The organism is Tateyamaria sp., from assembly GCF_039945315.1.
Taxonomy (GTDB): Bacteria; Pseudomonadota; Alphaproteobacteria; order Rhodobacterales; family Rhodobacteraceae; genus Tateyamaria.
Map to the genome: position 1 here is coordinate 30,994 of NZ_JBDUXB010000044.1, position 14,058 is coordinate 45,051.

At 52.6% G+C, this 14,058-nt stretch carries 14 protein-coding genes and 2 pseudogenes; 2 read left to right on the forward strand and 14 right to left on the reverse strand.

Annotation, left to right across the window (positions count from 1 at the left end; genetic code table 11):
* Positions 1-365 precede the first annotated feature (365 nt).
* Both ABJD00_RS13675 and ABJD00_RS13680 read right to left on the reverse strand, forming a co-directional pair.
* Entirely contained in the window at positions 366-971 is a 606-nt protein-coding gene (locus tag ABJD00_RS13675) for a PEP-CTERM sorting domain-containing protein (protein WP_413849514.1), read from the reverse strand.
* A 315-nt stretch (positions 972-1,286) separates the two neighbouring features.
* Positions 1,287-1,382 (reverse strand): annotated as a pseudogene (locus ABJD00_RS13680) (IS6 family transposase); the annotation flags it as partial.
* A gap of 269 nt (positions 1,383-1,651) precedes the next feature.
* Between ABJD00_RS13680 and ABJD00_RS13685 the strand changes: the two are divergent.
* Positions 1,652-4,510, forward strand: coding sequence for a Hint domain-containing protein (locus tag ABJD00_RS13685; RefSeq protein ID WP_413849512.1), 2,859 nt, complete (start codon positions 1,652-1,654; stop codon positions 4,508-4,510).
* Here ABJD00_RS13685 and ABJD00_RS13690 read toward each other — a convergent pair.
* The 5 genes and pseudogenes from ABJD00_RS13690 to ABJD00_RS13710 form a co-directional block, all read right to left on the reverse strand.
* Positions 4,507-4,920 (reverse strand): annotated as a pseudogene (locus ABJD00_RS13690) (DDE-type integrase/transposase/recombinase); the annotation flags it as partial. The gene ABJD00_RS13685 and the pseudogene ABJD00_RS13690 overlap by 4 nt on opposite strands.
* An 86-nt stretch (positions 4,921-5,006) precedes the next feature.
* Positions 5,007-5,711 carry an IS6 family transposase gene (locus ABJD00_RS13695; RefSeq protein ID WP_413853605.1) on the reverse strand — a complete coding sequence of 235 codons (705 nt, stop codon included), beginning with the start codon at positions 5,709-5,711 and terminating at the stop codon, positions 5,007-5,009.
* A gap of 179 nt (positions 5,712-5,890) precedes the next feature.
* Positions 5,891-7,315, reverse strand: coding sequence for a mannose-1-phosphate guanylyltransferase/mannose-6-phosphate isomerase (locus ABJD00_RS13700; protein ID WP_413848611.1), 1,425 nt, complete (start codon positions 7,313-7,315; stop codon positions 5,891-5,893).
* A gap of 79 nt (positions 7,316-7,394) precedes the next feature.
* Positions 7,395-7,673 carry a hypothetical protein gene (locus ABJD00_RS13705; RefSeq protein WP_413853607.1) on the reverse strand — a complete coding sequence of 93 codons (279 nt, stop codon included), beginning with the start codon at positions 7,671-7,673 and terminating at the stop codon, positions 7,395-7,397.
* Positions 7,674-7,678: 5 nt separating this feature from the next.
* On the reverse strand, positions 7,679-7,864 hold the full coding sequence (locus ABJD00_RS13710; RefSeq protein ID WP_413848615.1) for a hypothetical protein: 186 nt from the start codon (positions 7,862-7,864) through the stop codon (positions 7,679-7,681).
* A 133-nt stretch (positions 7,865-7,997) separates the two neighbouring features.
* On the opposite strand from ABJD00_RS13710, the gene ABJD00_RS13715 reads away from it, so the two are divergent.
* Positions 7,998-8,723: a metallophosphoesterase gene (locus ABJD00_RS13715; RefSeq protein ID WP_413848617.1), complete on the forward strand. Its 726-nt coding sequence runs from the start codon at positions 7,998-8,000 to the stop codon at positions 8,721-8,723.
* A 254-nt stretch (positions 8,724-8,977) separates the two neighbouring features.
* Here ABJD00_RS13715 and ABJD00_RS13720 read toward each other — a convergent pair whose 3' ends face one another.
* From ABJD00_RS13720 to ABJD00_RS13750, 7 genes are all read right to left on the reverse strand, one after another.
* Positions 8,978-9,445: a hypothetical protein gene (locus ABJD00_RS13720; RefSeq protein WP_413848619.1), complete on the reverse strand. Its 468-nt coding sequence runs from the start codon at positions 9,443-9,445 to the stop codon at positions 8,978-8,980.
* Positions 9,445-9,714, reverse strand: coding sequence for a spike base protein, RCAP_Rcc01079 family (locus tag ABJD00_RS13725; protein WP_413848621.1), 270 nt, complete (start codon positions 9,712-9,714; stop codon positions 9,445-9,447). Before ABJD00_RS13725 ends, ABJD00_RS13720 begins: the two co-directional genes overlap by 1 nt.
* A 426-nt stretch (positions 9,715-10,140) precedes the next feature.
* On the reverse strand, positions 10,141-10,869 hold the full coding sequence (locus ABJD00_RS13730) for a VPLPA-CTERM sorting domain-containing protein (RefSeq protein ID WP_413853609.1): 729 nt from the start codon (positions 10,867-10,869) through the stop codon (positions 10,141-10,143).
* 141 nt (positions 10,870-11,010) lie between these two features.
* Complete coding sequence (locus tag ABJD00_RS13735) at positions 11,011-11,430, reverse strand: hypothetical protein (RefSeq protein WP_413848625.1); 420 nt, start codon at positions 11,428-11,430, stop codon at positions 11,011-11,013.
* Positions 11,427-12,074 (reverse strand): hypothetical protein, encoded by a 648-nt coding sequence (locus ABJD00_RS13740; RefSeq protein WP_413848627.1) that lies wholly within the window; start codon positions 12,072-12,074, stop codon positions 11,427-11,429. The genes ABJD00_RS13735 and ABJD00_RS13740 overlap by 4 nt, the downstream gene beginning before the upstream one ends.
* Before the next feature lie 384 nt (positions 12,075-12,458).
* Complete coding sequence (locus tag ABJD00_RS13745; protein WP_413848629.1) at positions 12,459-13,169, reverse strand: transglutaminase-like cysteine peptidase; 711 nt, start codon at positions 13,167-13,169, stop codon at positions 12,459-12,461.
* Positions 13,170-13,382: 213 nt separating this feature from the next.
* A complete protein-coding gene (locus ABJD00_RS13750; RefSeq protein ID WP_413858881.1) occupies positions 13,383-14,042 on the reverse strand; it encodes an IS6 family transposase in 660 nt (219 codons plus the stop codon).
* Between the last annotated feature and the right edge of the window lie 16 nt (positions 14,043-14,058).

Sequence of the window (14,058 nt, forward strand, 5' to 3'; positions counted from 1 at the left end):
TACTCGATGGTAAAGGCGGTGTTAATTCACCGCCTTTTTTGCATGTTCTAACTATAAGTGAACATCCTAACCTGAAAGCTGAGTGCACCTTTTAGGCGGCTTTGTCCGCAGAGCGGTCGTTCAAGCAGAGAGCAGCGAATGGCCGCTTCGAGCCCAAAGCAGACATGGTCTGGCACCGATACTCGCAGATGCAGCAATCTAGTTGACCTAACCATCAGCTGCGCTGCAGCGAGAAAAGCGGACATTGGGTCCGCCTGCAGCGAAGTTCGATGGGGCTATGACCGAGTTGCGGACTAAGCAGCCGTTCGCTACAAGCGGGAAGGTACGGTCAGCCTGAGCGGCTGATCGCGCCTAGTATCGTGAAACTAAGTACGACGTCGCCGTCCGGCCCATGCCATCAAACCACACCCGAAAGCCAGGAGTGGCGCAGATGCAGGCAGCGGCACAGCCGACACCGCTGGGGCCTCACCGATTTTAATCGTGATCGTGTCCCTTGGTAGAGTAAACAGGTAGGTTCCTGATGCCAAACCCATGTTTACAAGGGTCTCTGTAGCCCAGAGCGAGTCCGTAGTGATGGTATCGCCGTTAGTGTAACCCTGATCGACATTCACAATCGTTGTGTTCGCTGCCGACCCACCGAAGCTCATGCCGAAATCGCTGCCCAGGGATGATGAAGGTGGACTAGAACTAAAAAGTGGCCCCAGAGTGGTTGGCGTGGTGACGGAATTAAACTGGTAGCTGTCCATGACGTCCGTTGCCCCATCACGGCCTAGGAGAAAGGCAGATTGCGAGAAAGAACTGCCGCCAGTGGAGTTAAATTGACTGTCATAACCGCTCATGTCCAGTGATCCGCGGACTTGAGCCCTGACATCGGTGCCATCTTCCCAGACGTTCATAACTACCGCTGCTTGAGCGGCTGTAGTGGCCGTGATGGCAAGAGAAACCATACCAATTAATTTTGTAAGCTTCACAATTTTTTTCCTCGTTCTGTATTTCTATCAAAATCGAATAACGTCTTATTATCGCGAAAAGATGCTCGAACTTTGGTTTGTGTAAGGCATTGTTGATCTTTGTTGTCCAATCGCCGAATTATGGGCCGATTGGCTAGGCTTTGCTTGTTGCCGCAGGCACCCAGAACCGCGTGCATCTTTCACCGAACCTCCCATTTGCGGCTGGCGTTGGAAATGTCGGCAATGGGCTCAGAGCGATCGTTCGCTGCGCTCTGCCTGAACGCTACAAACCCGCCCTCCTGCCCGCTTCAAGCTGGTTTCTTCTGACAGTGCCTTCCGAAGTGACAGCGGGAATCGAACATACATCATCACGGCAAGACGGATGATTTCCCGGCTGGTTTTAAAGTAGCGAAATGGGGAGCGTTTTGTCATCTCAACAAGCTACAAAACCGCCCTGCCCGTCTCAAGTTGGTTTTGTCTGACAAGACCCTTCTGACAGTGCCTTCACGTGGGATCTCTTTGTTATGGCCGGCAATCCGTGTAGCCTTGAACATTTCTCGTTCTGGCCGAGATCTTGCCTAAATCGCGCTCTAGGTGGGACATAAATAAGCATTGTCGCGCGGTATATCGTCCCAAACCGACGGGCTACCTATCCCACCGCCCATCTAAGCCAAAATATAAAACGTTGGGGGCCAAGATCGATGCCGAGCATATCCATAACCAATGCGAGTTTTGAAGGTCAGGATCTTTCAAATGGTGACTGGACATATGGCGGTGCTGGTAGTGGCCAGATTGATGGCTGGACAATCACCTCCGGCTCCGGTGGCGTTTATGACCCTGACAATGGCGAGATAGGCAACACTTCTGGTTCAGATGTCGCTTATCTTTATGATGCCGGATCAACACTGGAACAGCAGTTAGGCTACACTTACGACGCTAACGAAGAAATAACCTTTTCGATTGATGTCGGCGATCCCGATTATGAGGGTGCCCAGAACTATCGAATTGAAATTGTTGTCGGCACTACCGTTATTGGTGCGACATCCGGCAATACTGGCGACAATGACACGCTGCAAACAGCAATTGTTGTAAGCAATGTTCAAGACACGGCGCTAAACGATCAGCCGGTCATATTGCGGCTCGTGAAGATCGGCAATGACAACGAAGAGTTGTTTTTTGATAACGCTCAAGCTTCCTATGAGGTCTTAACTAGCACCGTGGACGGCACGGCAGGGGCCGACGCCATCGGTGCCGGTTTCGTCGATGTCGATGGTGACGCGATTGATGGTGCGGATGGCGATGTCGAAGTTGTCGACGCCAGGGCTGGTGATGACACGATCAACGCGGGGGCGGGTGCGGATACAATTCTGGCTGGTGACGATGCCGACACAATTCAACTGAGCGATGGATTTGGCGATGACATCGTCTTTGGTGGCGAAGGTGGCACGGACCAAGACGCATTGGATGCCAGCGCGTTGACCACAGGCGCGACGGTTACGATGACCGGCGCCGAGGCCGGCACCCTGACAGACGGAACCGACACGGCGACGTTTTCGCAAATTGAGGACATTTCGCTAACTAATCAGGGTGATATCTTTGATGGCACGGCCATAGTTTCTGGCGTGGATATAAGTGGCGGCGCCGGCGATGATACCATGACCGGTGGCAGCGGTGAAGACACCTTGGATGGCGGCAGTGACGACGACACCATAGAGGGCGGCGCGGGCAACGACGACATTGTTGGCGGTGACGGAAGCGATACCATCTACGGTGACAGCCCACCTGAGGTCGTGATCGGTGAGGTTACATCATTTTCGTGGCAGGACCAAGGAATTGCAGACGACGCCGACATCAAAGGCGGCATTACTGGAAACACGGTAAATGGCGACATTCAGGTCAAACTCTCAATTACTCAAGAGACGAACTTCACCGAAGCGACGATGGATACGACAACTCCTCTTTATGACTTTGATAACCGCGACGATACCTCCTCGATTTATCTTCGCGGTGGAAGTAGTGGGACGGACGAAAACGCGCTGACTGCCAGTATCGACTTTACCGATCCGGGAAACCCTGCCACAGCCATTGATGTCGAAGATGTCTCGTTTGGTCTTTTTGACATCGACAATTTTGCCGACCAATTTTTGGACCAAGTTATCATCACTGCATATGACGCCAATGGCAATCAGGTCCCGGTGACCATAACGCCCGGAAATGCTACGACCATCACCTCAAGCACTGGCCCCGGCGGCACCGCGACAGCGACCGCTACGACAGCGGTGGGCGGGGGCGGCAGTTCTGATGCGGACGACATAGACGGCTATGCCCAAGTAACGGTTGCGGGCCCCGTTTCCTCAATCATGATTGACTACAACAACGCCGACCTCGATTTCGGCAACCACGCGATCGCCCTTGGCGACTTGCAAATGACGACCACGTCCGTGGCTCCCCCCAAAACCGGCAACGACACAATTGACGGCGGCGCAGGAGATGACTTCATCGATGGTGGCACTGGTGACGATGCGCTTGTTGGAGGTGATGGCAATGACACGTTCATCTATGGAACGGGAGACGGTCACGACACCATCTCTGATTTCAATGCAGGAAACACCGGTGCTCTTAACGATGGAGATGACACCAACAACGACTTCATAGACCTTTCATCCCACTATGACACCTTGTTCGAGCTTTGGGCAGACCAGGCGGATGATAGTATCCTCAACCAGTCGAACGCGCTGGATTCGCTAGGCAATACTGTTGATTACTCTGACAATGACCAATTTGGAGCAGGAGATTCACTTGCGTTCACTGGAGCTGCGGCGGACAACAGTTTCTTTACTGACGAGAACACCGGCGTAGTCTGTTTTGGTCCTGCAACGCAGATCGACACACCTTACGGCCCACGCGCGGTTGAAACCCTCAAAAAGGGAGATCCCGTCTCGACTCTGGATCAGGGCGTTCAGGAGATCATCTGGATCCACAAAGATTCTCATCCGATCGATGGCGATGAGGATTGCCCAATTTTGATTCAAGCTGGTGCGCTGGGCCTAAACCGGCCCGTGTCCGATCTTGTCGTTTCACCACAGCACCGCATTCTCGTAGGTGAAGAAGGTCAGTTGGAGAACCATTTCAATGTGTCTACACTTGTTCCAGCTAAGAGCCTGACCTCACTTCGCGGAATTCGGAAGATGCGGGGGAAGCACCGGATCACTTGGTGGCACTTTGCGTGCAGAGATCATGGTATTGTCACCGCGAATGGGGCCAGAACTGAGAACCTCTTATTGGGAAAGATGGTCTTTCTCGGGTTGCCGAAAGAAGATAGAGACCAACTTCTAACTCTGTTTGGAACCGAACAAGCGCATGACGGTGCACTAAACGGCAAACCATCGCGACCATTACTTAGGGCAGGACAAGTACGTCGAGTTTTGACGGGAAGGATGGGCGCCAAGTCACTGATAAAGAAGACCGGTATTTGCAGATCCCAAACATCAGGTGAGGTTGAGGGTGCTGGCAGACTAATTCGAACCAGTCTCCACAAGGACAGTGACACTGTCCATTAACTCGCGCCAAGACAGCGCCACTCGGAAAGAGCGGCAGCGCGGTTGAGCTCGAAATTGGTTCGACTTGAGAGGCAGCGTTCCTGATTAAAGTGATTATAGACGGAAGCGTGAACGGCGGCGAATTTCTGCAAACTTCGCATTCGTCTGAAACGAAGCATGGCGCGTTCTCGTCGTCGAAACGGCAGGTGAGAATTCTCCGCTATATTGTTGAGCCAGCGACCGGTTTCCTGCTTGTCGGCATTGCCAATATCCTTCAACGCCGCGCCTTAGGATCGGAGATTGTCGGTCACCAGTATATGAGGGCGACCGTAGCGCTTCATTGATTTCTTTATAAATTTCGATGCTGCCTTGCGATCCCGTGTCTTCTTGACGAAGCTTTTCAGAACCTCCCCTTCATGATCAACGGCACGTTGCATAATCAAACCAACAAGATGAGCCAGACTGGTGCTGCCAGACTAATTCGAACCAGTCTCCGCAAGGACAGTGACACTGTCCATTAACTCGCGCCAAGACCACGCCACTCAGCCAAAGCGGCGGCGCGGTTGAGCTTGAAATTTGGTCTCGTTGAAAGGCTGCGTTCCTGATTGAAGTGATTGTAGACGGAAGAATGGACGGCGGCGAACTTCTGCAAACTTCGCATGCGTCGGAAGCGAAGCATCGCCCGTTCTCGTCGTCGGAAAGGCAGATGTGAATTCTCCGCTCGGTTGTTCAGCCAGCGGCCTGTTTCCTGTTTGCCAGCTGCACCGATCTCCTTCAGGGCCGCACCGTACGAGCGCAACAGATCCGTGACGATCACCTCAGGGCGACCGTGTTTGCGCATTGTTTTCTTTAAGAATTTCAACGCGGCTTTCTTGTCACGTGTCTTTGTGACGAAGCTTTCCAGGATTTCGCCTTCATGATCGACAGCCCGCCATAGATAATGCCGCTCGCCGTTGATCTTCACGAAAACCTCGTCCAAATGCCAGCGCCACTTGCTGGATTTCATGCCCGCAATCCGCCGTTTTCTGATCTCGGACGCGAACATCGGCCCGAACCGATGCCACCAATATCTGACGGCTTCATGGCTGACATCGATGCCCCGTTCATGGAGCAAATCTTCAACATTGCGAAGGGACAGAGGAAACCGGACATAAAGCATTACCGCCAGGCGGATAATCTCACGACTTGTTTTGAAATAGCGAAATGGGTCAGATTTTGTCATCTTTAGACGCTACGAAACCGCCCTGCCCGGCTCAAGCAAGTTTCTTCTGACAGTGCCGCAGTTCGCGCAAATCATCAGAGGACGCCTCACGTCTTGTCGACAGCGGTGGTGGGGTTGCCGGATAAGCCGTCAAAAAGCAGACCGCTTGCGAATCCGTCGTGGTTTGGCCTCTGTGCAACTTAACCCTTCGCACCTTGGCCGCGAGAATAAACATCCTCGTACCGAATGATGTCATCCTCACACAGATACGAACCTGTCTGCACTTCGATCAGAACCATAGGCACTTTGCCTGGGTTCTCCATGCGGTGCACAGCACCCAGCGGAATATAGACAGACTGGTTTTCACTCAGCAGCTTAACTTCTTCATCCACGGTTACCTTTGCTGTACCTTCGACAACGATCCAGTGTTCGGCGCGGTGGTGATGGCTTTGCAGGCTCAGCGCTGCGCCTGGATGGACCACAATGCGTTTCACCTGAAACCGGTTACCGATCACAAGACTTTCGAACCAGCCCCAGGGTCTGTGATCCTTGGGGAATTGTTCGGCCTGCAAAGCACCTTGCGCTTTCAGAGATTGCACGGCCAGTTTGACATCCTGTCCGCGTGAAGCATCGGCAACAAGGACTGCGTCGTTCATGGCGATAGCGACTATGTTCTTGAGCCCGATCCCAACCAACGCCAATTCGTCGCTTTCGGAACGCAGCAACGTAGAGTCACAATCGATGGCGGTAGCATGGCCATGGGTGGCAACGCCGCGCTCGTCCTGCGGGCTTTCCCGTAACACGGCATCCCAACCCCCAAGGTCAGACCATGCACTGGTGTAGGGGACAACAGACAGATTGTCGGCACGTTCCATCACGGCGTAATCAATCGAGATATCTTCGACCTTGGACCAAGCCGTCGGTGCGAGGCGCAGGAACCCAAGGTCGACCTCGGCGCTGTCCACCGCCTCGGTCACTGGGTCGATCAGGTTGGGTGCATGTGCCTTGAACGCATCAATAATGGCGGACGCCTTGAACATGAAAATCCCTGCGTTCCACATGTGCCGGCCTGACGCAACGAGCGTCGCAGCGGTTTCTGCATCGGGCTTTTCGACAAAACGCGACAAAGGGGCAGGGTGGCCGTCGCTGGCCTTTTCCAGTTCGAGATAGCCGTAGCCCGTTTCAGGATAGGTCGGTTTGATACCAAACGTGACCAGCTGACCTGTCCGCGCAACTTCCAGGGCGGTCATAGCAGCGGCATGAAAGTCATCAGTATCAGGAATCAGATGATCAGACGGACACACCAACATCACAGCGTCCGGGTCCTGTGCGTATAGATAAAGTGCGGCCGCCAAAACAGCGGGCGCCGTATTGCGCCCCTCGGGTTCGATCAGGATCGCACCCGGATCAACCGCAAGAGCGGAAAGTTGTTCGGTCACAATAAAGCGGAAGTCAGACCCGGTGATGACCAGCGGTTTCTCAAAAGACCGCAACCGCTCCGCCGAGGCCTGAAACAGAGTCTGTTCGCCCAGAAGCGGCACGAACTGCTTGGGATAGCTTTTGCGAGACAGCGGCCAAAGCCGTGTGCCCGAGCCGCCGCACAAAAGGACCGGAGTGGGATTCATAGAAATAGCCTTCTTAATTTGTCGTTGCGATGTCGACCATATTGATCAGTGACGGAAAGATCTGCGACACCCTCCGGCTCTACGTCGTAATGGGCTGTTGCGCAACAAACATGACGTCATCAGGGCGCATCTGGAAATTCGTCATCAAGGTGAAATTTGCAGCGTTTCGTGCATCCAGATGCCAAGCCGTCATAGCACCAAACTCCCTCGGGTCCTGCGAAGCGCGCAAAACGTAGATTTGTGAAATGTCTGCGGACTCAACTGAGACACCGCGCGCAGTGTCAAACATGGCATCCGCCAGATTAGCTGTGCGTCCAAACGGCAGCGCAAAGCGGGATTGGTCGCGCATCTCGCCCATAAAATTTACATAATCAAGATTAAGGGATTTCCCATTTGTGGCCGGCGCGCGCTACCGTCCTCCAGCACTTCGGCCGTCGGCATATCGATCAAGCCGAGCGTGCCAAGTGTCGAGAGTGTTTGCGCGCTGACAGGCTCAGCTGCGGCGAGGCCAAAGCAACCAAACGTTACTGCCAGGTATCGCAGCTTCATTGGCTGCCCTTCTCACTACTAAATGCAAATTTATCAACCAAAGGTGGAAGCCTTCACTTCCCGATCCACAATCCCTAAGACTGTCAAGACAGGTTACGTCTCTATTGCAACACCACTTACCTGAGATTGGCGTATGATCAAAAGGCTGTTTAGGCGATTTGTTGCTAGCTCGGACTTTCCGGCAACAGCCCCTGAAAGCCCGTTCATTGCTGTAGGCGACATTCATGGGTGCGTCGATTTACTCGAGCGTTTTATAGGCCTTGAACCCGCCTACCCGGTGATCTGTGTAGGCGACTACGTTGATCGCGGGGACCACAGCGCCGAAGTTCTGAACATCCTTCACGCACGACCCGACATCATTTGCCTGTCCGGCAACCACGAAGAGATGATGTTGGATTTCCTGAAGGACCCCACACGTTTGGGGGCGCGTTGGCTGCGCTATGGGGGATTGCAGACGCTGGCAAGTTTCGGCGTTGCCGGTGTCACGGAAACCAGTAGCACCGACGCGCTGGTCCAGGCGCGTGATCAGTTGCAGGAGGCTATGGGCCCAGACCTGATCACATGGATGAAAAGACTGCCAAAGTGTTGGCAGTCTGGCAATATGGCTGTTGTCCATGCAGGCGCCGACCCTGCGCAAAGTATAGAAAACCAAACCGACAAAGTCTTGCACTGGGGCCACCCGGACTTTGCCAAGGCCACAAGGACAGATGGTGTTTGGATCGTCCACGGCCACACAATTGTTGGGGAACCAATCGCCACCCGGGGCCGTATTGCAATAGACACCGGGGCCTACGCGACCGGGCGTCTGACGGTTGCTCTGATCGAACCGGGCAAGACGACATTTGAGACGATCACCTGAATGTGCGGCCTTTGAGATCACGACACACCCAAAACCCCTAGAATTTTTCTGTCTCCGTTTACGAACTTTTAAGTTCCACAATGCTTAAAGAAGGGTAACCGGTGTGTGGGTGGGTTCACATGACGGAGCCTTGCCATGGCGCAGCTTGACTGCTGTTTGATCGTCAAAACGCAATCAGTTTACTACCGAACAGCGCTTTTTTGGCGCATCGGAAAACGCTTCCTCGATCTGGCGTTGGCCCTTTTTTGCTCCATTTACTTTTGCCAGTGATCGCAGCGATAATTCTGGCTACACGCTGGCAAGGGAGACCGGCCCTGTATGCGCATATGCACCGCAACCGGCTGCTCCGGCTCAATCTGGCCATTGCGGGCAAAGGCGCTGCCCCAAAAAGTGTTGGCATTGACGAGCACACGATAGGATGCGTCGGTTGCATTCCTGGCATCAAATTCCGCATGGATCGTGCGCTTTGCGTTAAAAAAATCGCCGTCCTGTGCGCCCACACCGTCACTGGAGTCGTTCCCGACTCGATCAACGTGGAAGGCTGGGTGGGACCAAACGGCCGGGGCGATCAAGTCACGCGGGTTCAGATCGGTCTCAAACCGCCCACCAGAACGGGTCAAATCAAACCCAAACCGCCCCTGATCCCAGGTAAAGCCAGTAGGAAACGGGACCGCGACACGGCTGCTATATTGCGGCTGCATACCCACCGCGACTGCCAGCATCAAATCAGCCCCTTAATGCCCGTCGCCGTCGTCCCGGTGACTGCCACCTGCGTGGCGCGGATCGGATAGATAACGCCGGGCGTCAGACTGGGCAAAATGATGACATCACCATTCTTAAGCGTAACTGTCACATCCCCTTCACCGCTCACCATCAGCGCACGGGTTACTTTGGCAAGATCGGCACCATCCGCAGGTGTAATGTCAAAACCACCCTGAACAGGACTGCTCGAACAAGTCGCATAGTCATGAAAATTGTCGGAAATAGGCATCACAAGCCTCTTTGCTTAAAGACTTGGGCAAAATGCAGAGGCGTGGGTAAGCATTTGTTAACGGTTCGCACGCTTGAGTGCATTTCCGCAAGATATTGCCGGCGGCAATATTTTCTAAGTATCTGAATTATATAAGGTTTTAGGATTGTCAGCTGACAAATGTTTCTTGTGCACCGCCGTTATGGCTTCTGATACGCCATCTTTGTGGTTCATAAGATACTGCAGGTAGACCGATACTGCGATATGCACGAATAGCAGCTACGCGCAGAAAATGCACTTTGCGAGTTCACGACGATAACACAAAGACCGTTACTCTGGCGAAAGGCTGATGCAGTCTTCAATTCCACATCACGATTTCAATGGTGCCCTACGTCTATCAACGAGCCTTGTGCATAATAAAAGGCCCAAAAGCATCTTTTTATTAGCTTATGAAACGCTTGAACATTTTTGCTTCCTGCGTCTGACGAGCCCTGCCACACCAAGTGCAGATAGCAGCAAAGGAGCTCCAGCGGGGACTGGAACAGGAGTAGCCGAAATTGCAATGTCATATGCGGAACCAGCCTTACCGGTTGTTCCATCAATGGTGAACGTGTAGGTGCCCGCTGCTACGTTGGAAAATATTGATGTTCCTGCGGCGATGGTGCTCGAAAATACCGCGGATAGAACGTGATCAACACCATTGCTCAAAGAGAAAATTGCCGTGCGACCGGGCTCATTGTTCCTTGAACCAACACTACAGTCGCTGCCATCGAAGCCTTCGCAGCCATCAATATCCACTCCCGCCGTGTCGAGGAGGTTCGCGAAGTCCACGTTGAAGCTGGTATTGTATGTGAACGAAAACGTGTCGACCGCGTTGACGATTCTACCGGCAATCCCAGCGGTTAACCCGGTAATGTCGCCCAATTCTTCGATTCCCTTGACGTCGGCAAGAGCGGCTCCGTTGGCACGATTGCCATTACTTTCAATGGTGAGCACGTCAGGCGTAACGGTAGCGGCCGAGGCCGATGTTCCTGCAATAACGCTCCAAACAGCGAACGCAGAAACTGCAAAAAAGTTCATTCTCATTTCCAAAACCTGTGACTTGTTACGCGGTGCATAACTATTTGGTAACTTCAAATTTTCCATACTAGGCGGCTCACAAGAGAGTGCAAGCATTACCGCCTCATTTTCAACACTTTATGGTCAGACTTTTCGGTGGAACCCGCCAAGCTTGAGCGAATTATTCAACAAAATTAATCCAAAGTGGCCGCTCGATGGCCCTCCAAAAGTCGGAGCAAAGACAACCACTATTCTAAGCTAAAAACCAAAGCCATTGTCAGGCAACTGAATCTCGAACACAGGTGGCTCCGAGGGCGGTTCCGAAGGTGGGTTTTCTGGCGGAGACTCTACTGGATCGCCGCCTCTCTCATGCGGTTCCTCGTCTTCCAAAGACGCCGTGGCAGTATCGGTCAACAGTCCTGCAAGCAATGGACAAGACACATAGGTGTAGTCCAGTACCTCACCAAACTTCCTGTCTCTCTGGATCCGCGAAATGAAGGACACTGTAACTTCCTGGCAGGCGCAGATTGCGGACAAATCATCGGTTCTCAGAGTCTGACGGGCGTACTTCGCATCGCAAACGGTTGCCGTTTCAGCTGCTGCGATAGGTAGCGGCGTGAACAGCACCAACGAAGCCAAAATTGGTACGGCGAAGAAAGTTGTACGACCAAGCATCATGCTATCCCGCCTGCTTTGCGATTGCGATACCGTGAAAACGCAAAACACCCGCCAACCGCAGTCAGCATGAACATTATCGAGGAAGGTACCGGCACTGGCGCTACGAGCCGAACCGCCCCTATGCCAGACAACAAAGGTTGGCTTGTCACTCTTCCTGAAATAGAATACGCTCCTGCGCTTAAAAAAAGCGAACCGGAGCTCCAACGATTGTCAAGGAAAGCATTGTCCCAATCGTCCCCAATGTTTGGAACAGCATCAAGCTTGGCTTGAAGTGCTGCAACTGCATCCGCATCAGACATGTTGACGTTCAAATGAAAGCCAATAGTCGATTGTGACGTTTTACCCAAAGAGCTGCCGTAGTTGAAAACTTCAAATTGGTCGCCGAGCGTGTAGCCGTCCGTAATCTGAAGTACGGCATTCCTATCGAGAGTAAAATCAAACGACAGAACCTCTAAGTCGGCACTTTTATTCGCTATTTCGTCTGGAGTAAGTGCGCGGCTGTCCATCCATGCCCCGCCCTTGTCGTCTTCAGAAAACCTGAAAGTAGACCAACCACCACCGATCTCGAGCGGTAGAGTTGCAGTACTGGCGATGTTGGGAATGGCAACAACACAAGCTGCTGCGAAAAGATTTTTGACGGGCATTTTAGTCAACCTGATATTAAATCGTTACAAACATGCGATTGTGCAAACATAAACACACACCCGCTCTCTCACGATGGTGTCATGCCACACATTCGCTTCTTTGGCAACACAATCTAGTCACAAATGGTAAGGGTGGGCGGCTTATTGCTGACCAACGGTTTGCTTTTATAAATGACGACGGGAGCGGAACCAAAGAAATCCAGGAAGTCCAGCCGCTGCAACGAATGAGTGTTTGTGTTCAACCAACAAGTTGATGTCTCTACGGTTGCTGGTTTGGCGGAGATGCGGTGCGAAGTTCGCTGACTTCCATTAAGGTTGTTTGCAGCGTCATGAGAATATGATTGTGGCTGAACAATTGCGTTTGTTTGCACCCAAACTCTAACGCTAACCGTTTATCACTAAAGCGACCCATTTTTCAGGCCTATCAGGGTCTTGCATTCGCAAAAATGTGTAATTTGTCTTTCGCCAAGGCTTAATCTGATTTGAGAGATTATCGAGTACGAAATCCCCTGCGTCTGTACGAAGTACTAGCACGGCGTGCGACCGTCGCTTGTGATCCAACACGGTCGCCAGAAGCAGTCTTTGTGGGGCGACTCCGGCACGCACAAGCTCGAGTTTTTTGAGTAAAGCAAAATCTTCGCAATCCCCTCCGCCCGACTTAGGCAGAGTCCAATAATCTTCACGCCGATACTGTACGACATCTGCTACGTTTCGGATTTGACGATTTACGCGACGATTGACTGTATCGATAAGCTCTAAGTCACTCTGGCTTAAGCGGCTGTTGACGCGAGACGTAGAGCAGACCCAGTCATATTTGTCGCAGATACCCTGTGCGCCGGTGGGGGCTTTCATAGCCAGTTTCACTTTGAGAAAGTCGTTTGTTGATGAGTTAGCAGCTATTGGTAGGAAAGCTGCCAAGCAGCAAATGAGAAAAATGAATGTGCCCGTCTTAAATATTGAGGATACGCCAATTTCGAAGGCTAAGAGCTGCGAAAGCTGGTTCTGATATGTCATTGCGACAGCCTCGATGGTATGACTTTTTTCAACAGACGGGCCGCCTTTGAAAAATTCATTGAACCGGCTTGTCCTGTCCATTTGATGGCAACCAACGATGGCGATTGTTGGGCCCAATTTTGTCCAGAAAAGTGACGCCGCAACCGTTTGTGACTTAGCACCATCCTGACTCGCCAGGCTTTCGTGTAGAGGTTTAGCTCAATTCTCATTTCTTTTGCTCGAAGACGATGGGGCTCTAGAGGGTGCTGCCAGACTAATTCGAACCAGTCTCCGCAAGGACAGTGACACTGTCCATTAATTCACGCCAAGACCACGCCACTCAGCCAGAGCGGCGGCGCGGTTGAGCTTGAAATTTGGTCTCGTTGAAAGGCTGCGTTCCTGATTAAAGTGATTGTAGACTGAAGCGTGGATGGCGGCGAACTTCTGCAAACTTCGCATACGCCTGAAACGCAGCATCGCCCGCTCTCGTCGTCGGAACGGCAGATATGAGTTCTCGGCCCTGTTGTTCAACCAGCGACCGGTTTCCTGTCTGCCTGCAGCGCCGATCTCCTTCAAAGCCGCGCCATACGATGCCAGCCCGTCCGTCAGGACCACGTCAGGCCTGCCGTGCTTACGCATTGCTTTCTTTAAGAATTTCAATGCGGCTTTCTTGTCACGTGTCTTTGTGACGAAGCTTTCCAGGATTTCGCCTTCATGATCGACAGCCCGCCATAGATAATGTCGCTCGCCGTTGATCTTCACGAACATCTCGTCCAGATGCCAGCGCCAGCGACTGGATTTCATACCTTCGATCCGGCGCTTTCGGATCTCCGCAGCAAACACCGGGCCAAACCTATTCCACCAATAACGGACAGTTTCGTGGCTGACATCGATCCCGCGTTCGTGAAGCAGGTCTTCGACATTCCGCAGCGAAAGTGGAAACCGAACGTACAGCATCACTGCAAGACGAATGATCTCGGGACTGGTTTTG

Excerpts from the sequence above, each read along its gene's own strand:
- ABJD00_RS13685 (WP_413849512.1), top strand. The coding sequence starts at position 1,652 with ATGCCGAGCATATCCATAACCAATGCGAGTTTTGAAGGTCAGGATCTT.
- ABJD00_RS13735 (WP_413848625.1), bottom strand. The coding sequence starts at position 11,430 with ATGATGCTTGGTCGTACAACTTTCTTCGCCGTACCAATTTTGGCTTCG.
- ABJD00_RS13730 (WP_413853609.1), bottom strand. The coding sequence starts at position 10,869 with ATGCTTGCACTCTCTTGTGAGCCGCCTAGTATGGAAAATTTGAAGTTA.
- ABJD00_RS13700 (WP_413848611.1), bottom strand. The coding sequence starts at position 7,315 with ATGAATCCCACTCCGGTCCTTTTGTGCGGCGGCTCGGGCACACGGCTT.
- ABJD00_RS13715 (WP_413848617.1), top strand. The coding sequence starts at position 7,998 with ATGATCAAAAGGCTGTTTAGGCGATTTGTTGCTAGCTCGGACTTTCCG.
- ABJD00_RS13725 (WP_413848621.1), bottom strand. The coding sequence starts at position 9,714 with ATGCCTATTTCCGACAATTTTCATGACTATGCGACTTGTTCGAGCAGT.
- ABJD00_RS13710 (WP_413848615.1), bottom strand. The coding sequence starts at position 7,864 with ATGAAGCTGCGATACCTGGCAGTAACGTTTGGTTGCTTTGGCCTCGCC.
- ABJD00_RS13745 (WP_413848629.1), bottom strand. The coding sequence starts at position 13,169 with ATGGACAGGACAAGCCGGTTCAATGAATTTTTCAAAGGCGGCCCGTCT.
- ABJD00_RS13720 (WP_413848619.1), bottom strand. The coding sequence starts at position 9,445 with ATGCTGGCAGTCGCGGTGGGTATGCAGCCGCAATATAGCAGCCGTGTC.
- ABJD00_RS13695 (WP_413853605.1), bottom strand. The coding sequence starts at position 5,711 with ATGACAAAATCTGACCCATTTCGCTATTTCAAAACAAGTCGTGAGATT.
- ABJD00_RS13740 (WP_413848627.1), bottom strand. The coding sequence starts at position 12,074 with ATGCCCGTCAAAAATCTTTTCGCAGCAGCTTGTGTTGTTGCCATTCCC.
- ABJD00_RS13705 (WP_413853607.1), bottom strand. The coding sequence starts at position 7,673 with ATGGGCGAGATGCGCGACCAATCCCGCTTTGCGCTGCCGTTTGGACGC.